Genomic DNA, 22,654 nt, shown 5'->3' with positions numbered 1-22,654 from the left:
GTCGGCCCGCTGGGTGAAATGCCCGCGGAACGGCTCCGGCGTCCGTCTGGGTCGTTGGACCGAAGACAGGATCTCCGCAATGCCATCATCGTCAGAACCAATCGTCGACGCCGTGCAGCTCGTCAAAGTTTTCGGCAGGACCCGCGCCCTTGACGGGCTGGACCTGCGGGTTGGGTACGGGGAAGTCCACGGCTTCCTGGGCCCCAACGGGGCCGGCAAATCAACAACGTTGCGTGTCCTCCTGGGCTTGATGCGTCCCACCGCAGGAACGGCCCACGTTTTCGGACTCGACCCCTGGCAAGACCCCGTCCGCGCCCACCGGGACATCGCCTACGTTCCGGGGGATGTGAGCTTGTGGCCTAACCTTTCCGGCGGCGAAGTCATCGATCTGCTGACGAGCCTGCGGGGCGGTGTCAACGAACGGCTCCGCCGGGACTTGATCGAAGAATTTGAATTGGATCCGCGTCGTAAGGCCAGGACATATTCGAAGGGAAACCGCCAAAAAGTGTCCCTGATTGCTGCGTTCGCGCGGCCGGCACGACTGTATTTGCTCGATGAGCCCAGCGCGGGTTTGGATCCCGTCATGGAGTCGGTCTTCCGTCGGCAGGTTCAGCGCGTCATTTCGGAGGGCGCCACAGTGCTGCTGTCCAGCCACATCCTCAGCGAGGTTGAACAGCTCTGTGAAAAGGTGACCCTCATTCGCTCGGGACGCACCGTGGAATCAGGAACCCTGGCCGGATTGCGTCACCTGAAACACACCCATTTCAGGGTCGAAGCCACCGAACCTGAACTGTTTCACTCCTTGCCCGGCGTGCAGAACCTCTTAGTCGACGGCGGCGTGGTTGAGTTCGACGTCGACCCGGCCGACCTTTCGCCGTTGCTGCAGGCCGTAGCAGCGGCCGGACTCAGCGGTTTGACCGTGTCGCCACCATCGCTGGAGTCCCTTTTCCTCAGCCACTACAGCGGCGCGAACGGCCAGGTTCGCTGATGTCCGGAGTGACGGGACTTCTGCTGGTGCAGGCGCGCAGGGAACGGGTGCTGTTGCCGGTGTGGATCCTGAGCATTGCCTTTCTTGGCTTCATCATCGCCAATGCCGTGGCCACCGAATTTGGTGATGAAGCAGCCCGGACAGCGATCATCACTGTTGCCGGGGCAAGCCCTGCGTTCCTGTTCGTCCGGGGACTTCCCGACGGGACCACAGTCGGGGCAGTCGTGTTCTTTCAAGGCTATGCGTTCACCGCCGTCCTCGCAGGGTTGATGAGCACCTTCCTGGTCATCAGGCACACCCGCACGGATGAAGAACTCGGACGAGCGGAACTGATTGGCTCCGTCCCGGTCCGCCGGGCCGCACCCATCACGGCAACCCTTATCCTTGGAGGCACGGCGAACCTGCTTCTGGCAGTCTCCGTGGCGGCCGGTTACGTTGCCGCAGGCTTGCCCTTGTCCGGCGCCATCACTGCCGGGGCGGCAGTCGGCGCGGTGGGCGCGTTCTTCGTAGCAATCAGTGGACTCGTCGCACAGATCATGCCCTCAGGCCGGGCAGCCAACGGCGCAGCTGCCGCCTTGGTCGGCGGGGCGTATTTCGTGCGGGGCGTCGGCGACGCGTTCGGTACCCCGTCCGCTGACCTGACCCAGGTGACCAGTGGATGGTTTTCGTGGTTCTCCCCCATCGGCTGGGGACAACGTTCCCGGCCGTTCTCGGTGGCTGATCCCATCCCGCTGCTGGGATTGGTTGCGGTGAGCCTTCTTCTGGCGCTGGCCGTCATCGGGCTCAGGAGCAAAAGAGATCTGGGAGAAAGTCTGCTGGCCGAACGCGCCGGACGGGAGCGGGCCGCGACCGGGGCCTCTTCTTTGCTCGGCTTGGCATGGCACCAACAACGATTCATCTTGCTGGGCTGGTGTCTCTTCTCGGGCCTGCTTGGCGGCATGGCCGGTGGGCTGGGGCCCGTGGTCACCAACGTCATCGGCGGGAATCAGTCGCTTCGCGAGCTGATTTTCCGGCTCGTTCCCGGCGGCCGGGGAGAGCTCATTGACGTTTTCACTACCGCGCTGCTGGGCATCGCGGGTGTCCTCGCGGCTGCCGCAGGTGTCCAGGTTGTGCTGCGGCTTCGCGCAGAAGAAGCGGAAGGGCGAGCTGAACTGCTCCTGGCGGCGCCGCGTTCCCCGGCACGCTGGCTCGGTGCGAACCTGCTCCTCGCTACCGTCTCTACTGTGATGGTGGCTGCGGTTGCGGGAACCGCAGCCGCCGCAGGTCTTGCCGTGTCGGGCGTGGCAAGCGGACCTCCTGGATTGCTGATCGGCGCCGCCTTGGCTCACGTACCGGCCGCCGTCGTTTTCATTGCCGCTACGGCCGTGGCCTTCTCTGTTATCCCGCGGGCGAGCATCGCCTTAGGCTGGGGGTTTCTGGCCGTCGGGCTGGTTTTGGGGCAATTCGGCGAACTGATGCGCCTGCCCGCCTGGCTCCAGGACCTTAGCCCGTTCCGCCACACGGCGGCGATGCCCGTCGAAGCCTTCGAGCCCCTGGCTGCCCTCACCATGACCGGCATTGCCCTGGCTGTAGCCGGACTAGCCGGCTTTCTGCTCAGCAAGCGAGACCTCGCAGCATGAGCCACTGGACACGAAGCTTGTAAACCATGTCACCCGGAACCGTGGCACCCGCGATCTGTTCCAAGGCAGAGCCGAACCCACCATAGACAGGAGGCTCCCCGCAGCGAGGAAATCCGCTAGCTCTTCAGGTGGATTCCAAGCCTCACCCGTTGGCAAGGCGACCGGCATCGCCTGACCAATCCCGGGCCCCTTCGTGGCTCCGCCCTCCTCGCCGTTCTCCCCAGGCTTGACCTCAAGACCCCAAACGATGTGGCTGTGGTTAACGCCGGGCTTCTCACACTGTCCGTCCGTGATCAGGGAATAGGCATGACAGAACAAGAGCAACACATGGCATTCGCAAAGTTCTTCAGAGCCGACTACGTCATGGAGACCGCCATCCAAGGCGCCGGCCTGGGGCTCCCCATCACCAAGGCCGTCATCGACGCCCACGGCGGAACGATCAAGCTCAGCAGCCAGCCGGGCAAGGGCACCACCGTGACTGTCACCATTCCCGCCCAACGCAACCGGCAAAATTGATCGTCATCTTTTCTGTCGCTACACCTCGACAGTATTAATAAGTGTGCTTAGTATTGAAGCTTATTCATTGTCTCGTTTGCGGACGGACCAGCAGGCGGATCGTCCCGGACATCCTGCGGTCTGAAAGCGTTGGGCCTTACGGCCCCTTCTGAGCGACTCTCGCGTCTCAACCTGCACTCCCCATTTCCTCGCTGAATCAACACCCGTTTCTGGGTTACGGCTGCGCCATTATTCCGTTCAGGACCCCGCGCCATTTCTGCGCCTCTTGCACGATCGCATCATTGGGATGTTCGATCTGCGGTATGTCTTTTTCTTCCACGCGTACCTTATAGGGCCCGCGATACACCATGGATCGCATCAGTTCCCCTTCCGGGAAGTTGAAGTTGGGGGCCATCTGCGGCTCAGACCTGCACCTTTATCACGGCATGATGCCGGACACGCGGGTCGGGATGACCTTCGGTCATGAGTTTGTGGGCGTGGTGCACGAGGTGGGTTCCTCGGTGCAGAACCTGGTGGTCGGGGACCGGGTCATGGTTCCGTTCAACATCTACTGCGGGTCCTGCTACTTCTGCTCACGCGGCCTGTACTCCAACTGCCACAACGTGAATCCGAACGCCACTGCCGTGGGCGGTATTTACGGTTACTCCCACACCTGCGGGGGTTACGACGGCGGCCAGGCTGAGTTTGTGCGCGTGCCGTTCGCTGACGTGGGTCCCAGCAAGATTCCGGACTGGATGGACGAGGAAGACGCAGTCCTGCTCACGGACGCACTGCCTACTGGCTACTTCGGCGCCCAGTTGGGCGACATTGCCGAAGGTGACACCGTTGTGGTGTTCGGTGCCGGCCCGGTGGGCCTGTTCGCGGCAAAGTCGGCATGGCTCATGGGAGCGGGGCGGGTGATCATCATCGACCACCTGGAATACCGATTGGAAAAGGCCCGCTCGTTCGCCCATGCCGAAACCTATAACTTTGTTGAGTACGACGACATTGTGGTGCACCTGAAAAAAGCCACGGACTACCTGGGCGCCGACGTCGTGATAGATGCGGTAGGAGCCGAAGCGGACGGTAACTTCCTCCAGCACGTGACCAGCAGCAAGCTGAAACTGCAGGGTGGGTCTCCCATCGCCCTCAACTGGGCCATCGACTCCGTCCGCAAGGGCGGCACGGTGTCAGTAGTGGGCGCCTACGGACCGCTCTTCAGCGCCGTGAAGTTCGGTGACGCGATGAACAAAGGGCTGACGCTTCGGATGAACCAGTGCCCTGTCAAAAGGCAGTGGCCCCGGTTGTTCGAACACATCCAGAACGGGCATCTTAAACCCAGCGACATTGTCACCCACCGCATCCCTCTGGAGCACATCGCCGAGGGTTACCACATCTTCTCGGCGAAGCTTGATGACTGCATCAAGCCCCTGATCGTCGCAACCACGGTCTGAAAGGGGATCGCAATGGCTGAAATACCGACGCCCTACACCTCCGGCACGCCCGCGCTGAAGGAAACTGCGGAGGAGCTGCGGGCACGGATCCCGGGATGGGGCGTGGACCTCGACCCGGCGGACAGGCCCTCCTACCCCCGCGAGCAGCCCGGTATCGAGACCGGGGCGCGCTGGGACTTTCCCGAACGCCAGAAGGAGAAATGGCCCCGGGAGCGGTCCATCGAACACGCTTTCGTGACCCCCGTCTTTGGCACCTCAACCCCTCCCAAGGGCATCTCCGGTGCGCTGCGGAAGTACGCGTACGGGAAATACAGCGAGGGCCGCGCAGCCCACTGGCTTGTGCTGATCGCCGCCGACAGAGTGGACGCGTGGGAAAACCACGTGCGCGCATTCGCAACTCTGCAACCGGACAACCCGGTGACCGAAACCGGCGTGCTCAGCGAGTTCACCCACCATGGTGCGCGTTCCCGCTTCGGGAAAAAGCGAGCTGACCTGAACCATCAGTGGATCGACCCCATACTTGTCGGTGCCCCGTGGGTACTGGCGGGTCTGGGGGCAGTAGCCGCCTTGAGGAGGGTGCGGAAGCACCGACCGGCCTGACACCACGACGGCGGCGGGCTGGCCCACAGGGGCAACCCGCCGCCGTCGTGCTTAACAGTTTGTCCTTGGGGGCTAAGAAGCCGACCCCGCCACCGGGAACCGCTCCCACGCCCGGTGTGCGGAGAGCAATTCCCGGACCACCGGAATTACCGTGTCCGGACCTTCACCACTGACGATCCCGGGGGCAGCCTGAGGGACGCCGGCCGCGTCAAGAACTGCGGCACCTGGACCCCAGGCACCAATGGCTTTGCCATGACGGAACGCTTCGGACACCATCAGGACCACCCGCGGATCAAGGGTCACCCCGGGTTCACCGGCCTTGGCGTCGCGGCCCGGCATGGCGTCGGCTGCCGGAGTGCCTCCGCCTGCCACAATGACTGCGTCGAATTCGGTGGAGCGTGCAGTGAGGTAGCTCCTTTGAACAGTCACGTCCGGACCCTGATCCGACTCGATCACACCTCCGGACGGTGCAATAACCAGCGGAACCATGTCTGCCGCATCCAGCGCCTCGCGTGCCGCTGTCACCAACGACAGGTCACTTTCACTGTCCGCGATGATGCCCACGACGCGACCGGCAACAGGCCACTTTCCACCAATCTGGGACACAGCAGGGCTCGGTTTCACGTCCGGCGTGTCAACGGTGGCCGTGGGAGCGGGCATCCCGAGGCCCTTGGCGACAGCAGCGCAAAGGCCGGCATCGATATTGGCCAACGCCATAAGTTGCCGTTCCCGGATTGCCACTTCGTAGCACTTGCCAAGCTCGAAGGTGTAGGCCTGGATCACGTGGTCCTGCTCCACCGGAGTCAAACTGTGGAAGAACAGCCGGGCTTGGCTGAAGTGATCATCGAACGACGCGGGATTGCGCCGTTCCTTCATTCCTGTGGCGACTTCCTCAGGGACGTCCACAAATGCTCCCACGTCCTGCCCTGCCATGAAGGGGCAACCACCATCAAGGGAATTTGGATGGTAAGGGGCTACTCCCCCATGCACGGCAGTCTGGTGCATACCGTCACGCAGCATGTCATTGACCGGGGCGTGGGGACGATTGATGGGAATTTGCGCGAAGTTCGGGCCGCCGAGCCGCGAAATCTGCGTGTCCAGGTAGGAGAAGAGCCGGACCTGCAACAGAGGATCGTTGGTTACATCAATACCTGGGACGAGGTGTCCGGGGTGGAAGGCTACCTGCTCGGTCTCGGCAAAGTAGTTGGTCGGGTTGGCGTTCAGCGTCATCAGCCCGATCGGCTGAACCGGCGCCAATTCCTCAGGGATAAACTTGGTGGGATCCAGAAGGTCGATACCTTCAAACATTTGATCTTCAGTGTCCGGAAAAGTCTGGATGCCGAGCTCCCATTCCGGGTAGGCACCTGATTCGATCGCATCCGCCAGATCACGGCGGTGGAAATCGGGATCCATGCCGTTAATAATCTGGGCCTCTTCCCACACCAATGAGTGGACGCCCAGCTTCGGCTTCCAGTGGAATTTCACCAGAGTGGTCTTGCCGGCCGCATCCACCAACCTGAATGTGTGGACGCCGAACCCTTCCATGGTCCGGTAGGAACGGGGAATTCCGCGGTCAGACATATTCCACATCGTGTGGGCTTGGGCTTCGGTGTGCAACGAAACGAAATCCCAAAATGTATCGTGCGCACTCTGGGCCTGCGGGATCTCCCTGTCAGGGTGCGGTTTCCCCGCGTGGATGATGTCCGGGAACTTGATGCCGTCCTGGATGAAGAAGACAGGAATGTTGTTTCCCACCAGGTCGTAGGTGCCCTCATCCGTGTAGAACTTCGTGGAGAAGCCACGGGTGTCACGGACGGTATCGGCGGACCCCCTTGATCCCAGGACAGTGGAAAACCTCACGAACACCGGGGTTTCCACATCCGGCGCAAGGAACCCTGCCTTTGTGACTTTTGAAGCCGTGCCATAAGAGCGGAAGATTCCATGTGCCCCGGCTCCTCTGGCGTGGACAACACGCTCGGGAATTCTCTCGTGGTCAAAGTGCGTGATCTTCTCACGCAAGTGATGGTCCTGCAGCAAAATCGGGCCCCGCGGACCCGCCTTGAGTGAATGGTCTGTATCTCCAAGCCTTAGACCTTGGGCCGTTGTCAGGTACTGGCCGGACTGCGAACGCGAGTTCACGGGTGCTCCGGTGGGACTCCCCGTAGGTGACACGGCCTCCGGACCCCGCTGATCAGGCTTCGGCGGCAACGGCTCCCGTGCATCTGTTGGCTCTTCAACCGCGGGGCTCTCAATCGACGGAGTCCCTGGAATCTTGATGTTGTCCTCAACTGGCACTGCGCGTTCTCCTCGATGTTGATCGGCAAATCGACTACTGCACTCAACCAAAAAGGTAAGCTTCCTTAGTACCTTATGGGCCAGGGATCCTGCTTGCAACGTCAGTAGGACCACTTAACGCAGGACCGCTCGACATGAGGGTGGAGCGTGGGAACTGCACCGGCGAGGTAGGCAGGGGCAACGAGCACTGGCCTACGGGCCCCGCAGGAAGGCCGGCCTGTGATCGAACCCGTGACTGGTGAGACCGTAGAAAACAGGCAGGATCACAAAGATCACCGATGCGACCAGCGGATGGACGAGGACACCTGCCGTTCCCGCCGCGAGGTAAAGCACCACCCCGGCAAGGGCACGTGGCCGCTCGCGCGCGAAATAGGTATCCTCCACCTCCTCCTCGGTGAGCTCAGGGTGCCGTGCCAGGTGCGAAAAGAAGACCAGCCATGACAGGCACAGCAGTGCCCCGACGATCGCGTACAGCGCGACCGCGACCCGCTCATCGGCCAGATTGCCTGACTTGGCTGTATCGATGATCACCGCTGTGGGCCAAGGCAAAAGAGCGAGCGTGGCGAGGATGCCTAGGTTGGCCCACTGCAGGCCGATATCCATCTGCCGAATACGGGAGAAGGCTGATTTATGGTTGAGCCAGATCACGGCCAGGTAGGTGTAGGAGGCCGCATAAGCCAAGTATGTCGGCCACTGACCCAACAACCCGGCCATCAGCCCGCCTGGCTCAGTCTCCGGCGGCGTGAGCTCAAGTACAAGGAACGTGATGACGATCGCGATGACGGCGTCGCTGAACGCCTCGGCACGGCGCGTGTCCGAACGTGTCACCCTCTGCTCCTAAGCCTGCGCATGACGTGGCACCGTGGAGCGGCGACGGCTTGCCGGTCCCCTATCCGCCTTCGCCGGGGAGTTTGTATGCGAGCACATCGATGTTCTGTATGTTCGGTTCCACACTGAACAACTCTGCTCCCTGAGCGGCAAGTGCCTGCCCGACTCCCCCGGAGAGGTGGGTCTGGCGGGCGTCGTCATCGGGGAAAACGTCAAATACTCCGAAAGTCGATTCGTCTAACTGGAGGGCGAACCAAGCACGCGTGCCTTGCTCCTGTTCAACGACGGAACGCGCGGAGCGGAGGAAATCTGCGACGTCCTTCTCCTTGCCGGGTTTGGCCTTAAGGATCACCAACAATGCAACCTCAATCATGCTCCATCACCCGGCCCGCCCTGACTGATTCCGTACTGCACGACAGTTTTCATGGCGAGCCTCCTTGGAACGGTGCTGCGGCGAGTATGGTGCGGACCGAACTGGCCTCGTGGCACCTCCTCCACGTAACGAGGGAGCGGCGCGATGCACTGCCAGTCTCGCAGTGATCGCCGGCCACCACAAGGGATGTTTCCGTCTGCCAACTTCAGTACAGTTCCCCGCCGGGACTCCGCGGGCCATCATCGCGCCCTCGCCGAGGGCGCTGCCCGAAAAGCCCTGACACCGCCTAGATCATCTCAAGCACGCGTTTGTGGGTGGGAGGAGGATGGGCGCGATCCAGGTCCGCCAGGTCGTGGGGCGCAAGCTGAACGTCGAGGGCCCGCTGGCATTCCTGGACATGGTGCGGGCTGGAAGCTTTGGGAATGGCGAGGACGAGCGGATGCCTGAGCACCCAGGCGAGGGCGATCTGCGCGGGACTTACACCGTGTTCGGTTGCGATGCGCACCAGCACAGGATCATTCAGCATCCTCCCCTGCTCCAGCGGCGAGTACGCCATCACCGGTATACCCCCGTCGCCGCAGCGGGGCAAAAGATCGAACTCGATACCACGGCGGGTCAGGTTGTAGAGCACTTGGTTGGTCGCGACTTTCCGCCCGCCCGGCAGGCGCATAAGTTCTTCCATGTCCGCCACATCGAGGTTGCTGACGCCCCAGTGCCGGATCTTCCCGGCCTCCTGCAGGCGTTCAAATGCTTCGAGCGTTTCGGCCAAGGGCACAACGCCGCGCCAATGGAGTAAATAAAGGTCGATGATGTCCGTTCCAAGACGGCGCAAGCTACCTTCGCAAGCATCGATGGTTCCGCGTAATGTCGCGTGGTGCGGCAGGACTTTGGTGATCAGGAACGCTTCTTTCCGCCGGGCTGCCAGCGCCCTTCCGACGAGTTCCTCGGCCGCGCCGTTGCCATACATCTCAGCTGTATCCACTACGGACATTCCCAAATCCAGGGCCGCATGGATCGCAGCGGTCTCTCGCGGGGCGGTGCTGGGGTTCTCGCCCATACCCCACGTTCCGATCCCGAGCACCGGGACAGCCTCACCGGAGGGAAGAGATATCTCGCGCAACGTAACTCCCGTCAGAAAGAGCCCGCTCCCATTGTCGGCCGCATGGCGTCCAATGATTCCCGTCCGGACCATGGCGACAAGCGCCGTGTTTGTTCAATCTACGCGACTGCCGGGGGAGACGAAAGGTACCGGGGGCTCCCCCGGAATCCCCGCCTGGGCCAACCATGTCGGAATGGTGATCCCCGGCCTGGCCATCCGGCCCCTTCGGCAGGCTGCACCTGGGCCCACGGTTCGACGGCGGCCGGTCTCCGAACGTGCGGAACTTTGACCGCGGTGGTGGTTTCGGTAACCGGCCTTCACGAGTCCACTTGCCAGAACGGCAGGGATAGATATTTCTACACTGTAGACTTTATGCGTAGACTGGGTAGGAAAGCTTGCTTATCTTCTCTGGGGTCGCTTGCCTGCGCGCAGTACCGACGGAAGTGAATGTCCCCACCAGAAAACCCCACGAACTCCCTGAAAGGCATCTCCGATGTTTCTCATCTTCGGTCTTAAAACCGCCATCCGGGAATTGCCCGGACGAATGGCTACCTGCCGGTTTTGCGGCCAGTTCGCTCATCACCACCTGCAGCAACGCGCCACGAAGTTCACCCTGTTCTTCGTCCCCGTCTTCACGACGTCCAAGTCCTACACCATCAGATGCACACACTGCGGCGGACCATCGAGCATCACCACGCGGCAGAAGAACGCACTAGCCAGCTAAGCAATCGGCGTCCTGACCGGACGCCACCCACCATTCATTGTGAATCAGGACGCCAAACCCTAGATTGGACGCATGACGGACAACGAGCTGGAGGAAGGCTTCGATCACCTGAACCGGCTGATAACGTCGACCGACGACCTCAAGGGCTTCCTTCAGGGCATGGCTGGGCTCGCGTCGGAAAAGCTAACCCACACCGAGGGAACGCAGATCGAATGCGCGGTAGCGCTGCACCGTCGCAAACGCCGCACCACGATCGCCGGCAGCAGCGACATCGCCCTCTGGCTGGATCAAATCGAACAACGCCTCGGCGAAGGACCTTGCGTGGAAGCACTGGAGTTGGGAAAGCCCATGATTGTCTCGGATGCTGCGGCCGACCAACGTTGGCCCAACTACTGCAGGACCCTCACCGACGAGGGGTACCGCAGTGCCATGGGTATCCCCCTTGAGCTGGGGGCCGACGCCGACGCTGTCCTCGACTTCTTCGCAGCACCGGCAGATCAGTTTACTCCGAATACCGTTGAAGATGCCCGGGTTTTTGGCGATATGGCCGGTAGGGCCCTTCGTCTGGCTGTCAGGATCACGACCGCAGAACAGCTGGCCGACGATCTTAGATCTGCATTGGAAAGCCGGACCGTGATCGACCTCGCGTGCGGAATGATCATGGCCCAGAACCGATGCAGCCAGGTACGGGCAATGGAAATCCTTAAGAAAGCCTCCAGCGACCGCAACCAAAAACTCCACGTAGTCGCCGAAAACATCGTCCAGCGGGTCAACGCGACCTACACTTCAACCTTTTTCGAGAAATAACGCCTCTCGAAAGGTGATGAGCAGACCGTGGCGACCACCGCCGTCGAGGGCCTCAACCGCCGTCGGGTTTATGGTTGAGGAAGCAGTCAGAGTCCGACTGTCCAGGAAAAACAGGAATGGTGGTCATTGGTGCAGCCGAGCCATCGCGGGAGCTCTGATCAAGCGTGCCTGACCTGACAGCCGCGCCGTGGAACGCACCCCACGGCGATCTGTGTGCCGCGTTCCTCCAGGAACTGCCTATTGATGGCGCAGCTGTATCTGTCTTCGGTGGTTCAGCCGCCGAAACGTTGATGTGCGCGTCCGACGCTACGGCCGGCCGGCTCGATGAGCTCCAGTACGACCTCGGGGACGGGCCACGGTGGGATGTTTTCCGCACCCACCTGCCGGTGGTGATCCCCGACCTGACCGCCGAAGGGGTCCGGTCGTGGCCGGCCTTTTCCGAGGCGGCCACCAGAACGGAGGCGGCAGCGTTCTTTGTTTTTCCGTTGCTCGCCGGCGGCCTGGTCATCGGGGTAGCAGAACTGTACTGCACCTCACCGCGGGAACTCAGCCCCGCCCAGGTCAGCCGGGCCGCACAAATCGCCAGCCGGACCGCCTGGACATTGCTGCGCGGATTATTGCCCGGCAATGAGGCCGGATCGGCGGCCATTCCACTGGCCCGGCGTGAAATCCACCAGGCAACCGGCATGGTTCTGGTCCAGACCGACAGCACCGCCGATGAAGCATTGCTGCTGTTGCGCGGTCATGCATTCGCCAGCGGACGATCATTGCAGGACACCGCGCTGGACGTTGTCAGCCGAAAGCTGGATTTCACGCCGGCCGCGGGCGCCGCAGAAACCGGATCACAGTAAAATGCAGACATGGTAAACAAAAGCAGAGCCGAACGTCTCAGCGATACGTTCGTGAAGCTTACCGACACCCTCGTTGCCGACTACGACGTCCTGGACTTGCTCCACACGCTCGTGGAGGACGCCGTCGATTTACTCGACGCCGCCCAAGCCGGGCTGTTGCTCTCCGACGCCGACGGCGACTTGCAATTGCTGGCTTCAACCAGCGAGCAAAGCCAACTGGTGGAACTGCTCCAACTCGAAGCCGGAGCGGGGCCGTGCGTGGAGTGTTACCACACAGGAACAGTCATCACCGTCGATGACATCGGCGCCCTTGGTGACCGCTGGCCGGCCTTCCAGCAAATCGCCTTGGACATGGGCTTCAGGTCAGTGCACGCCGTACCCATGCGCGTCCACACCAGGGTCATCGGCGCCATGGGCCTGTTCGGAGCCGAAACCGGCGCCCTGTCCCCCGAAGACGCCTCCATTGCCCAGGCCATGGCCGACGTTGCCACCATCAGCCTTCTGCAGGAGCGCACCATCCGCGAAGCTGGCGTCCTCAACGACCAACTCCAACGCGCGTTGACCACCCGGGTGCTCATCGAGCAAGCCAAAGGCGTCATTGCCCAGACCAAAAACCTCGACATGGACAGTGCCTTCAACGTGCTGCGCGCACACGCCCGATCCTCGCGGCAAAACCTTCACGATGTCGCCGAAAGCATCGTCAAGCGCACTCTGAAGATTTAGCACTTTCCATGTGACCGGCTGTAAAGGATTGCCCGCCCGGGTCCGTTCCCTATGGACTCACAGTGTCCTTCGTGTCTACGCTGGTGTTGTTGCCCCAGACCTCGGCAGTGCATTCAGAGCACACACGAGGAGGCAATATCTTGTCGCTCATCAAAGAGCCCCCCACCGGTCGTACCCACAGTCAAACCAGCAGCCAGGCAGACGACGTCCGCAATTCGCATCAACAAAGTCACCAGCAGCTATGCGAGCCTTTTGACCTCAGTTAAGGAAGCGGGGCTGCTCGAGCGGTGCCGCCGCTATTACATCCTGCTGCTGATGCTCTTGATCATCGCGGGTGCCGGCGTCTGGGCGGCGTTCTTCCTTCTGGGCGACTCGTGGCTCCAGCTTGCAGTAGCGGCGGCACTCGGCGTTGTCTTCACGCAGTTCGCTTTGGTCGGGCACGAAGCAGGGCACCTTCAGGTCTTTGCCACCCGGGCGGCAAACGAGTGGACAGCACGCCTGATCGCCACCCTCATGGTGGGCATGGGCTATGCCTACTGGACCGACAAGCACTCCAGGCATCACGCCCGGCCGAACGTGGTTAACCGGGATCCGGACATCGCTCCCGGTGCCATCGTCTTTCACAACGAAGTGGCCAACAACCGTGGACGATTTTCCCGGGCGTTCGGCAAACGACAGGGCTACCTCCTCTTCCCACTGCTACTGTTCCTTGGTTGGACGCTGCATATCGACTCGCTCAGGTACTTGCTGCGCCGCGGCCCCGTGAAGTTCCGTTGGCTTGAGCTTGGCCTGCTGGGCCTGCGTTTTGGCACCTACATCGGATTGTTGTTCCTCACGCTGTCCCCTGGGATCGCTGCGGCGTTTATCGGGGTTCAGGTCGCCGTTTTCGGGCTTTACATGGGAGGAACCTTTGCGCCAAACCACAAAGGGATGCCGATACTTCCCGAAAACAGTCGCGCCGACTTCCTGACCCGGCAAGTGCTCACGTCCCGCAATATCACCGGCAGCAGGTTCGTGACGTTCTTCATGGGTGGGCTCAACTACCAGATTGAACACCATCTGTTTCCCGACATGCCCCGCCAGCATCTGCGAGAAGCAAGCCAACTTGTCAAAGAACACTGCGTTCTCACGGGCATTCCATACACCGAAACCAGGCTGATGCACTCCTACGGAATCGTGATCCGCTACCTCAATACCGTAGGTCTCGCCGCGGCTGACCCGTTCACCTGCCCCCTCGCAGGGGAGCACCGGAGCTAACGGAGCGCTCAGGGCCTTTGTTTTGAGAGGATTCGCCCTCACAGGGTTCTTTACTATGGACTCGCGGCCTCCTTGGTGCCTACGCTGGTGTTGTTGCCCCAGGCCCCGGCAGCGCCTTACCAGCGCAACGAGGAGGCAACATCTTGTCGCTCATCAACCGGCCCCCAACGGCCCTAGCCACAGCAGGGAAGCCGACTAATCGCCCGATAGTCTGCCGCGTCCATTCCTACCGGGAAAGCAGCCCCTCTTTCACGGATGAGGAGGACCGGTAGCCGTCATGGCAGAGAACTCCATTCCATCGGGTGGGACATCCCTGCCCCAAGGGTCGAGAATGTGGTGCCCGACGTGCCGGACCGACGGCTACCTGGTGCTACACGCGATTGAAACAGCACGGGCCCACACAGTCGGCCTCGTCGTAGAGGTCTCTTACAGCTGTACCGGATGCGGTTCGATACTCTCGCACTTCACGCGATTCAGCGAAGTTGCTGCACGGCTGAACACCGGAACGAATCTCGAAGGGCTCATCCTCTTCGGCGACAGCTACCTTCATTGCAGCGAGCCCATGGCCAGAGTACCCCTCGAAGTGCGACGGACCCTTACCGCCAGCAGCATTCCTGGAGATGACTTGTCTCAACTGCTTGACGTCCGGCTTAGAACCCAGATTTTGCGCTGCGTGAGCTGCGGCTTCCGGCTGGAATTGCCTGCCTGAGCAAGCAGGTACGACTCCCAGCGCCCATATCCCACCACCTTTGCCGTGACAAACCGGCGCGTCCGCCGGGCCACCGCGGATAGGGACTGCAACTTGAAGGTCCCTTCGCACCTGAGGGGATCTGATTCATCATGGGCAGCACGTCAGTCGAAACGATTTGTTGCAAGCCGGAAAAGAGCCAGAGCCAGCGTTAGGCGAACCCGCCCAACTGGCGTCCGGATATCGAAAGCCAAGGCGATTGAGAGTTCTGCAGCACGGCTCTGAACACTTGAATGGTGCAGATGGAGCTGTCCGGCAACAGATCGCAGGCTGCTGGACTCCGCTATGGCTTCGAGCATGGGCAACGCTTTCGGCTGACCCTCCACCAATTGCCTCAAATTGGTGACATCGGTCGGCTCCTGCCCGGAGTCGTCTGCCCGCCCGGCCAGGACGATGAGACTTCCGAGCCCGTCAGCCGTTTGCACACTGTGGCGTGGAGTGGTGAGTCGGAGGGCCAGCAGGGCCGTTTCCCAGGAGTAATAGAGTTCGCGGGGGGCCCGCGCGAGGCCTACTCCTGTGGGGCCAACCTCCTCAAGCGCTTCTGTGGATGGGCGGATCCCTGCCTTAATGGGTCCGAAGGGCGTCTGGACCAATGCAGTGGGACCAGGCATGGATGTCGTTACCGGCGTTGCGTGAACCCGATACATCCTGTCCCGCTCGAGGTGCAGGAGCCTTGCCCCCTCAGAACGCTTTTCCTCCGGCATATCACCGTCGATGACCGCCTCCATCGCCCGTCGCGTGATGGCCACCGGACTGGTCCGGTCCCAAAAGACGCCCAAGGCGAGTGCGAGGCGTTCCAGAATCAGCTCGTCGTTGACGAACCCGGGCCTGGCGCGTTGGATCCATGCTTTCCCGTCAATGCCGAATGGCTGGGAGGGCCACTGCCCTTGCTCGCTGGTGATTTTCTGGCCCGATGCATCTACACAGATGCTCCGGCCTTCCAGCGAATAACCCACGGGGCAGCCGCACAGGGCTGCTGCCCCACGGATGAGCATGTCTGCGTTGGCCCGGCTGTTGATCAGGGTATCGAAGTAGGCGATGACTTTGAGGCTTTCCGAGGCTACCGGATCGAGCGCTTTGAGCCGCCACACGAGTCCCTGCACTGATACCACCCACTCCGTCGTCGGTCTCTACGAACTCTATGGTGTGCCACTCCGGCCAATCCGGCAACGAAGATCTCCCAGCCGGCTGAGCCGGTCAGGCGCCCAACGCTCGTCGTAGCCACCGGGTTCTGGCTTCGCGGGCCAATATCGAGAGCGCCGCTTGGGGAAAGAAGATGTCGAAACCGTGGAAGCCACCCGGCCACACGTGCAATTCGGCCTCCCCACCGGACATCCAGATGGTTGAAGCATAGGCAATGTCCTCATCCCGGAAAACCTCGGCTGAAGCGACATCGATGAACGCTGGAGGTAAGTTTGAGAGGTCCGCAGCGCGCGCAGGGGCGGCGTAGATGGAAACTTGGTTGGTTCCACGCCGTTCCCCCAAGAGCGCATTCCAGCCAGTGTCGTTGCTGGTACGGTCCCATACACCTATGCCATCAAACTGGTGGCTGGAAACGGTCTCATTGCGATCATCCAGCATGGGGTAGATCAACAACTGGCCGGCCAGGAAAGGGCCACCACGGTCGCGTGAGAGCAACGCCACCCCTGCAGCGAGTCCGCCGCCAGCACTGGCGCCTGCAACGACGATCCGGTGGGGATCGACACCCAGTTCTTCGGCATTGGCGGCCATCCACTCCAAGCCTGCATAACAATCCTCCACCGGCGCCGGATCGGGATGTTCGGGGGCAAGTCGATACTCCACTGAAACGGCCACTGCATCAAGGGACTCAACCCAGTCAACGAGGGAATCCGCTCCAAGAAAACGGTCGCCCATAACCATTCCCCCGCCATGAATGTTATAGATGCCTGGTCCGCCGGGCGCGTGATCGACCCGGCGGAAGATGGAGACAGTAAGGTCCGGAGCGCCCACCGGACCGGGGATCGTCCGCTCAAAATGTGTCACGGGGCGTCCAGCGAGAAGATCCTCGATAGGCGGTGCAACCAGGGTTTCGCGCATGCCTTTGATCATGTCGGGCGTCAACGTTGGGCCTATCAAGTCGCCCAACGCTCCCAGCGTGGCACCCAGCTCAGCATCGAAAGGTGGCACTTTATACTTCGGTGACATCTCAACCTCCATCCTGACGGCCACCTCGTCGTGACCTGAAGCAAGCCTAGGCTTGCTGGCGCCATACGTTACCCGCCAAAGGCACTCAAAAGGCTGACTACGGGCGCCATGTGGCGGTCAATGGAAACCATTGGTGGCTCCGGACTACTGCCGCTGCCGGCACCACCTGGGACGAGGTTATTGCGCGCTGGACGGGCAAGCCCCTGCCCGCGGGGTGCTGAGACGGAACTCTTCGGCCGTAGGCAGCCCGGTTAATTCGACCAGTTCAACGTGGTGCTCCTTCAGTACTTCCAGGACCTGGTTCGGGCTGACCCGGAAGACTTCGCGGTGGAAGCAAGGTGGCTTCCCGCGGGAACCCGGAAAGTACGTGGAATGTCAGGCTGGTTACGCCGCAAGGCGATGACCGAGATGCTGACGAGAGAGAACGCAAACAAGGTGCCGATACTGGTTGCGTCGGCCAGTTCGCCGAGGGGGATCAACCCTGCGGCGGCAAAGACCCGCCCACCCAGCTGCAGTCAGTCGATCAGCGCCACGCCGAACTCCGCCACGACGGCCCGCAATTCCTTCAGATAGCGCTGCGCTTGGTCGGTGAGTGGAATCGCTGCGTGGCCTATCCAGCCGATCTCGATGCGTTCATCAACGTCGAGCGGGATGGCGACGATTTCCGGGTCGAGCTGCCCGCTGATGATGCCGGTCGAGATCGTGTAGCCGTGGAGCCCGATCATGAGGTTGAAGATCGTCGCACGGTCAGAGACCCGGATCTCCTGTTTGCTGGACAAGGTGGAGAGAATCTCCTCGGCGAAGTAGAAGGAGTTGTTCGCACCTTGATCGAAGGTGAGCCGCGGCAAGCCGGCGAGATCGGCGAGAGTCGCACCCTTCTTTGAGGCGAGCGGGTTTTTCCTTGAAATAAAAATGTGCGGATCGGCGAGGAAAAGCGGAGTGAACGCGAGCCCGGACTCCCGGAGTAGCTTGTCGATGATCTTCCGGTTGAAATCGTTCCGGTAGAGAATGCCTATTTCGCTGCGGAGCGTCCGGACATCCTCGATGATGTCCCAGGTGCGTGACTCACGCAGTGAGAACTCGTATTCGGCCACGTCACTGGCCTTGACCATCCGGACGAAGGCGTCCACCGCGAACGAGTAGTGCTGCGTTGACACCCCGAGCAGACGTCGCCGTGGTGGCCTGCCAAGGTAGCGCTGCTCGAGGAGAGCAAACTGCTCCACTACCTGCCGCGCGTAGCCGAGGAACTCGACTCCGTCGGCGGTGAGAGTGACACCGCGGGCGGAGCGAACCAGGAGCGCACGGCCCACCCGCGCCTCAAGGTCCTTCATCGCGGCGGACATTGTCGGCTGGGCTACGTAAAGAAGATCGGCTGCCGCGGAGATCGACCCCTCAGCTGCAACTTCGATGAAGTAGCGGAGCTGCTGCAGCGTCAATCCGCTCGAAATCTGGGCCATAGGAAGATTCTATATGAATGCATAGTAACGCCTAGTTACCCGATACCCCTCGGTAGGTTGCACCATGGATACATCACCTTCTGAAAGGCCGTCTCCGGCCCATCAACGGATTGGCAGCACATGGCAGACGACTTCACCTTCAGCATCACCACGACCCCCTTCGACGAGGATTACTCACCGTCGGAAGGCTCGCGGATCACCACGAATTTCGCCAACCTGGCACGGGGCGAGCACCGCCAGGAGAACCTCCGCAACGCCTTGACCATGATTCGGCGCCGCTTCAACGATCTCGCAAGCTGGGACAACCCGGACCGGGACCGCTACACCCTCGCGCTTGAGATCGTTTCCGTGCAGATTGAGTTCACCGCGGAAGGTACGGATCAGCAGTTCCCGCTGTTCGAGGTTCTCGACATCCAGATCGTCGACCAGCTGAATGGGGTCCGTCACCAAGGCATCGTCGGGAACAACTTCTCCTCCTACGTCCGTGACTTCGACTTCAGCGTCGTACTGCCAGCGGCAGCAGCAGAGTCAGGCAAGCCCACCGTTCCCGAGGACTTCGGCGATCTGCACGGCAAACTGTTCCAGCAATTCCTCGACTCCCCCGCATGCAAGGAACGCTTCCCGCAACCGCCAGTGGTGTGCATCAGCGTCTCCACGAGCAAGACGTACCGGCGAACGGAGAACCATCACCCGGTCCTGGGCGTCGAGTACCAGCAGGACGAATTCTCGCTGACGGACGCGTACTTCGCAAAGATGGGGCTGCAGGTCCGCTACTTCATGCCACGCGGCAGCGTTGCCCCGCTCGCCTTCTATTTCCGCGGCGACCTGCTCAACGACTACTCGAACCTGCAGCTCATCGGCACGATCAGCACCATGGAAACATTCCAGAAGATCTACCGCCCGGAGGTCTACAACGCGAACTCCGCCGCCGCCGTCGTCTACCAGCCGAGCCTGGGAGAGCAGGACTACTCACGGACCCAGATCGCCTACGACCGCGTCGAGCGCAGTCAGCTCGCGATCAAGCAGGCTAAGTACACGGAGGAGCACTTCATCACTCCCCACAAGGATCTATTGGACCGGTGGACCGCCAAATACCCCGCCCTCGTCAACTGACCCACGGAGAATCGTCAATCATGAACACACTTTTGCCCACCACCGTTGTCGGAAGCCTGCCGAAACCATCGTGGCTCGCGCAGCCGGAAACTCTTTGGTCCCCGTGGAAACTGGAGGGAGATGAGCTGCTCGAGGGCAAGCAGGATGCTCTGCGCATCGCCATCCACGAACAGACCCGACGCGGCATCGACATCGTCAGCGACGGCGAGCAAACCCGCCAGCACTTCGTCACCACCTTCATCGAGCATCTCAGCGGGGTCGACTTTGAACAGCGCAAGACCGTGCGCATCCGCGACCGCTACGACGCAAGCGTGCCGACCGTCGTCGGAGCAGTGCGCCGCGAGCGGCCGGTATTCGTCGATGACGCCAAGTTCCTCCGCGCAACCACCGACCGGCCGATCAAATGGACTCTTCCCGGTCCAATGACGATGGTGGACACGCTCTTCGATGATCACTACAAGAGCCGCGAGAAGCTGGCGTGGGAGTTCGCCGCGATCCTGAACCAGGAGGCGAAAGAGCTGGAGGCGGCCGGGGTGGACATCATCCAGTTCGATGAGCCCGCGTTCAATGTCTTCCTCGATGAGGTCAAGGACTGGGGCGTGGCTGCGCTGGAGAGAGCGGCAGAGGGACTGCGTGCGGAGACGGCCGTGCATATCTGCTACGGCTACGGCATCAAGGCCAATACCGACTGGAAGGCGACGCTCGGCTCACAGTGGCGGCAGTACGAGGAAACGTTCCCGCTGCTTCAGAACTCCAGCATCGACATCATCTCGCTGGAATCCCAGAACTCCCACGTGCCCATGGACCTCATCGAGCTCCTCCGCGGCAAGAAAGTCATGCTCGGGGCAATCGACGTCGCAAGCGAGACCATCGAGACCCCGGAGGAGGTTGCCGACACCCTCCGCAAGGCCCTGCAGTTCGTCGATGCGGACAAGCTCATCCCCAGCTCCAACTGCGGCATGGCACCGTTCCCCCGCGACGTCGCACTGGCCAAGCTGAGTGCTCTCAGCGCAGGAACGAACATCATTCGCGAGGAACTCGCCCGCTCCGTCCCCCGGGTGTCATAACCATGTTTCACGCCTACCCCCCAGACACTTGGGTCGAGGCTCCGAAGCAAAGCTTCCCGTCCTCCCTCTCGGCCGACGAATTCAAAGCACTGTTCCGTGGCCACCCGGGAGGTGTCGCCGTCATCACGGCGGATGCCGGCGAAGGACCGGTGGCACTGACGGTATCGTCGGTCGTGTCAGTGAGTGCGGAACCTCCGTTGCTGATTTTCTCGGTCTCGGCACTGTCCTCTGCCTCTGAGGTGCTTTCACGCGCTGAAACCGTCGTCGTGCATCTGCTGGACGCGCACGACATCGACTTGGCGAAGTTTGGAGCGACCCCCGGCGCAGACCGCTTTGACCAGACGCACCGCTGGTCGACCCTTGCCACCGGCGAAGCGGTTTATGACGATGTCCGGGCGTGGGTGCGCTGCGCCGTCATCAATCGCATGGAGGTGGGGACTTCCACCATCATCGCCGTTCACGCCCTGGAGTCCCGCGTGATGCGTGACGTCCAAGCGGGCGAGGCCGGCGACGCTCTGGTCTACCACAACCGCTCATGGCACCGTTTGGGCGAGCATTCCAAGCACGAAGGCTGAATGCCGCGCCAACAGTGCGAGGCAGCAAGCAGAACGGCGCGCGACGGCGGGAGCATCACTCCCGCCGTCGTCCTCCTTAACATCGGCGCGTCCAGCGACTTCCTGAAGGGCACCCTGGTCTGCACGCATGCGACGCTTCGGTTCGCCTTCGGTTGCTGGAGATCAACCGTCCGTCTCACATGCGGGAACAGCCACTCCACCCAGTCCATGCCCGTACGTGTACAGAGGATCCCGTGTGCCGTCTGGTTCATCGCTGTGGGCCTCCAGGACGGCTTGAGTTGATCGGGGCAATTCAAAGGGAAGCCGGCCTTCGGGATTTACCTTGCCAGCCAGCACCCGCACGAGGGCTTCGTCGGAGACTCCGAACGTGGCCAAGAGAGCCGTACATTGCGGTTCCAGCGGCGTGAGTATCGCCGGACGGTCGAGGCTCATCACAAGGACCACGGGTGCTTTCGAGGCGAGTTCTTCAGTATGCGCAACGGTGGCGGCATCGAAATCCAGGCTCCCGGCATGGAACATCGCCTCAAGGAACAGATCATTTCGTGGCTCGTAAGGGGCATCGAGACGGACAATCGCGACGTCGGCATCGTCCGGAGCAGTTGCGATGACAGCACAATCAGCGAGGGCATCAGGGGACATCCCTTCCACGTAGACCCGCGTCGAGGACCTCAGAGGAAAGACACCCGCTGCAGTTTTAAGAGCCACCACGGAGCGGCTCTGTACTTTGAGGCCCTCCTCACGGAATTCGGCGTTGCCCACGACGGCCTTCAGCAACCGTCGCACGGATTCGTCGGTGCGCTGAACCCGGATGCGGCCCGACTTGACTAAACCACCAGGATTTCGGGGCAGGCTCTCCACCGAACTGGTCGCAGCCGGCTTCAATGGCCTTGACCATGCGCCGCGCGCCGGACCCCTGCGATGGTTCCATCTGTCCATTGGGCGTCGCGAAGACGTTCTTTGGCCGCCTCCTGAACATCATCCCGCTGCTCAAGAGATACCTTCCGGTCCTCACCCATATACGTGCCCACGTGTCTCCCCCGGGGCTAAGGGCGAAGATAAAGAGGCCGTCCGCCCACTTTTGACCGTCTGAGGCAGCCAGCGCGCCGATGGGGCTTCCCGCGGCAGCCTCTACCCGCTGAACGGCATTCTCTTCGCTGACGTCCCCCGCAACAGCAAGTTGGTTTGCTCCTGCATCCGGACCGCCCACTTACTTCCAGCGCGGCGCTGCTCGCCGACAAACTTCCGGAAGTCGGCGGCGAGATGGAACGAAAACCTTGCCTCTGGTGTCGGTGGTATGCCCTAGTGGCAGGGTCCCAAGGGCACATCAACAGATATCGCCTTGCTCTCGATGGGTGCGCGGTGCCGATGCTGTACGGGCCGGTCAGGCTGTACGTACTGGCGAAGCTTCCGGAACT

General features: G+C 61.6%; 22 protein-coding genes and 1 pseudogene. 13 read left to right on the top strand and 10 right to left on the bottom strand.

Annotated features, from left to right (window positions below):
• The first annotated feature begins 79 nt into the window (after positions 1 to 79).
• From WBN73_RS14410 to WBN73_RS14390, 5 genes are all read left to right on the top strand, one after another.
• Entirely contained in the window at positions 80 to 988 is a 909-nt protein-coding gene (locus tag WBN73_RS14410) for an ABC transporter ATP-binding protein (RefSeq protein WP_337340556.1), read from the top strand.
• Positions 988 to 2,607 carry an ABC transporter permease gene (locus WBN73_RS14405; RefSeq protein ID WP_337340557.1) on the top strand — a complete coding sequence of 540 codons (1,620 nt, stop codon included), beginning with the start codon at positions 988 to 990 and terminating at the stop codon, positions 2,605 to 2,607. Before WBN73_RS14410 ends, WBN73_RS14405 begins: the two co-directional genes overlap by 1 nt.
• Before the next feature lie 249 nt (positions 2,608 to 2,856).
• A complete protein-coding gene (locus tag WBN73_RS14400; protein ID WP_337455592.1) occupies positions 2,857 to 3,123 on the top strand; it encodes a sensor histidine kinase in 267 nt (88 codons plus the stop codon).
• A gap of 347 nt (positions 3,124 to 3,470) precedes the next feature.
• Entirely contained in the window at positions 3,471 to 4,556 is a 1,086-nt protein-coding gene (locus tag WBN73_RS14395; RefSeq protein ID WP_337340559.1) for a zinc-dependent alcohol dehydrogenase, read from the top strand.
• Between the two features lie 12 nt (positions 4,557 to 4,568).
• A complete protein-coding gene (locus WBN73_RS14390; RefSeq protein ID WP_207597305.1) occupies positions 4,569 to 5,156 on the top strand; it encodes a hypothetical protein in 588 nt (195 codons plus the stop codon).
• A 72-nt stretch (positions 5,157 to 5,228) separates the two neighbouring features.
• On the opposite strand, the gene WBN73_RS14385 is transcribed toward WBN73_RS14390, so the two are convergent.
• The 4 genes from WBN73_RS14385 to WBN73_RS14370 all read right to left on the bottom strand — a co-directional run bounded on the left by WBN73_RS14385 (position 5,229) and on the right by WBN73_RS14370 (position 9,772).
• Positions 5,229 to 7,451: a catalase gene (locus WBN73_RS14385; RefSeq protein WP_337340560.1), complete on the bottom strand. Its 2,223-nt coding sequence runs from the start codon at positions 7,449 to 7,451 to the stop codon at positions 5,229 to 5,231.
• A 192-nt stretch (positions 7,452 to 7,643) separates the two neighbouring features.
• The gene (locus tag WBN73_RS14380) at positions 7,644 to 8,279 is read right to left on the bottom strand and encodes a TMEM175 family protein (RefSeq protein WP_337340561.1); all 636 of its coding nucleotides are present in this window, start codon (positions 8,277 to 8,279) and stop codon (positions 7,644 to 7,646) included.
• A 61-nt stretch (positions 8,280 to 8,340) separates the two neighbouring features.
• A complete protein-coding gene (locus tag WBN73_RS14375) occupies positions 8,341 to 8,652 on the bottom strand; it encodes a putative quinol monooxygenase (protein WP_207597302.1) in 312 nt (103 codons plus the stop codon).
• A 286-nt stretch (positions 8,653 to 8,938) separates the two neighbouring features.
• A complete protein-coding gene (locus WBN73_RS14370) occupies positions 8,939 to 9,772 on the bottom strand; it encodes an aldo/keto reductase (RefSeq protein ID WP_242703590.1) in 834 nt (277 codons plus the stop codon).
• 472 nt (positions 9,773 to 10,244) lie between these two features.
• Here WBN73_RS14370 and WBN73_RS14365 point away from each other — a divergent pair, with 472 nt between their 5' ends.
• From WBN73_RS14365 to WBN73_RS14345, 5 genes are all read left to right on the top strand, one after another.
• Entirely contained in the window at positions 10,245 to 10,475 is a 231-nt protein-coding gene (locus WBN73_RS14365) for a zinc-ribbon domain-containing protein (protein ID WP_280627829.1), read from the top strand.
• A 72-nt stretch (positions 10,476 to 10,547) separates the two neighbouring features.
• The gene (locus WBN73_RS14360; protein WP_280627828.1) at positions 10,548 to 11,282 is read left to right on the top strand and encodes a GAF and ANTAR domain-containing protein; all 735 of its coding nucleotides are present in this window, start codon (positions 10,548 to 10,550) and stop codon (positions 11,280 to 11,282) included.
• Positions 11,283 to 11,446: 164 nt separating this feature from the next.
• Positions 11,447 to 12,133: a GAF and ANTAR domain-containing protein gene (locus WBN73_RS14355; RefSeq protein ID WP_280627827.1), complete on the top strand. Its 687-nt coding sequence runs from the start codon at positions 11,447 to 11,449 to the stop codon at positions 12,131 to 12,133.
• A 9-nt stretch (positions 12,134 to 12,142) separates the two neighbouring features.
• On the top strand, positions 12,143 to 12,856 hold the full coding sequence (locus WBN73_RS14350; protein WP_337340562.1) for a GAF and ANTAR domain-containing protein: 714 nt from the start codon (positions 12,143 to 12,145) through the stop codon (positions 12,854 to 12,856).
• A gap of 252 nt (positions 12,857 to 13,108) precedes the next feature.
• Positions 13,109 to 14,113 (top strand): fatty acid desaturase family protein, encoded by a 1,005-nt coding sequence (locus tag WBN73_RS14345; protein WP_337340563.1) that lies wholly within the window; start codon positions 13,109 to 13,111, stop codon positions 14,111 to 14,113.
• 852 nt (positions 14,114 to 14,965) lie between these two features.
• Here WBN73_RS14345 and WBN73_RS14340 read toward each other — a convergent pair.
• The 4 genes and pseudogenes from WBN73_RS14340 to WBN73_RS14330 all read right to left on the bottom strand — a co-directional run bounded on the left by WBN73_RS14340 (position 14,966) and on the right by WBN73_RS14330 (position 18,484).
• On the bottom strand, positions 14,966 to 15,964 hold the full coding sequence (locus WBN73_RS14340) for a hypothetical protein (RefSeq protein ID WP_337340564.1): 999 nt from the start codon (positions 15,962 to 15,964) through the stop codon (positions 14,966 to 14,968).
• Between the two features lie 94 nt (positions 15,965 to 16,058).
• Entirely contained in the window at positions 16,059 to 17,027 is a 969-nt protein-coding gene (locus WBN73_RS14335; RefSeq protein WP_280627824.1) for an alpha/beta hydrolase, read from the bottom strand.
• 350 nt (positions 17,028 to 17,377) lie between these two features.
• Positions 17,378 to 17,542, bottom strand: a pseudogene (locus WBN73_RS21460) (amino acid permease); the annotation flags it as partial.
• Complete coding sequence (locus WBN73_RS14330; protein WP_337340565.1) at positions 17,543 to 18,484, bottom strand: LysR family transcriptional regulator; 942 nt, start codon at positions 18,482 to 18,484, stop codon at positions 17,543 to 17,545. It lies immediately after the preceding pseudogene.
• Between the two features lie 120 nt (positions 18,485 to 18,604).
• On the opposite strand from WBN73_RS14330, the gene WBN73_RS14325 reads away from it, so the two are divergent.
• From WBN73_RS14325 to WBN73_RS14315, 3 genes are read left to right on the top strand one after another with little or no spacing between them, the layout of a single operon-like run.
• The gene (locus WBN73_RS14325) at positions 18,605 to 19,597 is read left to right on the top strand and encodes a DUF1852 domain-containing protein (protein WP_207597282.1); all 993 of its coding nucleotides are present in this window, start codon (positions 18,605 to 18,607) and stop codon (positions 19,595 to 19,597) included.
• A 20-nt stretch (positions 19,598 to 19,617) separates the two neighbouring features.
• Positions 19,618 to 20,664, top strand: a complete 1,047-nt coding sequence (locus tag WBN73_RS14320) for a methionine synthase (RefSeq protein WP_280627812.1) — start codon at positions 19,618 to 19,620, stop codon at positions 20,662 to 20,664.
• Between the two features lie 2 nt (positions 20,665 to 20,666).
• Complete coding sequence (locus WBN73_RS14315) at positions 20,667 to 21,239, top strand: flavin reductase family protein (protein WP_280627811.1); 573 nt, start codon at positions 20,667 to 20,669, stop codon at positions 21,237 to 21,239.
• 162 nt (positions 21,240 to 21,401) lie between these two features.
• On the opposite strand, the gene WBN73_RS14310 is transcribed toward WBN73_RS14315, so the two are convergent.
• Positions 21,402 to 22,121, bottom strand: coding sequence for a glycoside hydrolase family 3 C-terminal domain-containing protein (locus WBN73_RS14310; protein WP_337340566.1), 720 nt, complete (start codon positions 22,119 to 22,121; stop codon positions 21,402 to 21,404).
• Positions 22,118 to 22,255 (bottom strand): DUF5129 domain-containing protein, encoded by a 138-nt coding sequence (locus WBN73_RS14305; RefSeq protein WP_337340652.1) that lies wholly within the window; start codon positions 22,253 to 22,255, stop codon positions 22,118 to 22,120. Before WBN73_RS14305 ends, WBN73_RS14310 begins: the two co-directional genes overlap by 4 nt.
• Positions 22,256 to 22,654 lie beyond the last annotated feature (399 nt).

Source organism: Paenarthrobacter sp. CCNWLY172 (assembly GCF_037402035.1).
In the GTDB taxonomy this organism is placed as follows: domain Bacteria; phylum Actinomycetota; class Actinomycetes; order Actinomycetales; family Micrococcaceae; genus Arthrobacter.
Note: the sequence above shows the minus strand (reverse complement) of the source record. Positions and strands in the feature narration are given on the sequence as shown.

Bases quoted from the DNA above. Each gene is read 5' to 3' on its own strand.
- WBN73_RS14410 (WP_337340556.1), top strand. From the start codon at position 80: ATGCCATCATCGTCAGAACCAATCGTCGACGCCGTGCAGCTCGTCAAA.
- WBN73_RS14405 (WP_337340557.1), top strand. From the start codon at position 988: ATGTCCGGAGTGACGGGACTTCTGCTGGTGCAGGCGCGCAGGGAACGG.
- WBN73_RS14395 (WP_337340559.1), top strand. From the start codon at position 3,471: ATGGATCGCATCAGTTCCCCTTCCGGGAAGTTGAAGTTGGGGGCCATC.
- WBN73_RS14390 (WP_207597305.1), top strand. From the start codon at position 4,569: ATGGCTGAAATACCGACGCCCTACACCTCCGGCACGCCCGCGCTGAAG.
- WBN73_RS14375 (WP_207597302.1), bottom strand. From the start codon at position 8,652: ATGATTGAGGTTGCATTGTTGGTGATCCTTAAGGCCAAACCCGGCAAG.
- WBN73_RS14365 (WP_280627829.1), top strand. From the start codon at position 10,245: ATGTTTCTCATCTTCGGTCTTAAAACCGCCATCCGGGAATTGCCCGGA.
- WBN73_RS14360 (WP_280627828.1), top strand. From the start codon at position 10,548: ATGACGGACAACGAGCTGGAGGAAGGCTTCGATCACCTGAACCGGCTG.
- WBN73_RS14350 (WP_337340562.1), top strand. From the start codon at position 12,143: ATGGTAAACAAAAGCAGAGCCGAACGTCTCAGCGATACGTTCGTGAAG.
- WBN73_RS14335 (WP_280627824.1), bottom strand. From the start codon at position 17,027: ATGTCACCGAAGTATAAAGTGCCACCTTTCGATGCTGAGCTGGGTGCC.
- WBN73_RS14330 (WP_337340565.1), bottom strand. From the start codon at position 18,484: ATGGCCCAGATTTCGAGCGGATTGACGCTGCAGCAGCTCCGCTACTTC.
- WBN73_RS14325 (WP_207597282.1), top strand. From the start codon at position 18,605: ATGGCAGACGACTTCACCTTCAGCATCACCACGACCCCCTTCGACGAG.
- WBN73_RS14320 (WP_280627812.1), top strand. From the start codon at position 19,618: ATGAACACACTTTTGCCCACCACCGTTGTCGGAAGCCTGCCGAAACCA.
- WBN73_RS14315 (WP_280627811.1), top strand. From the start codon at position 20,667: ATGTTTCACGCCTACCCCCCAGACACTTGGGTCGAGGCTCCGAAGCAA.
- WBN73_RS14305 (WP_337340652.1), bottom strand. From the start codon at position 22,255: ATGGGTGAGGACCGGAAGGTATCTCTTGAGCAGCGGGATGATGTTCAG.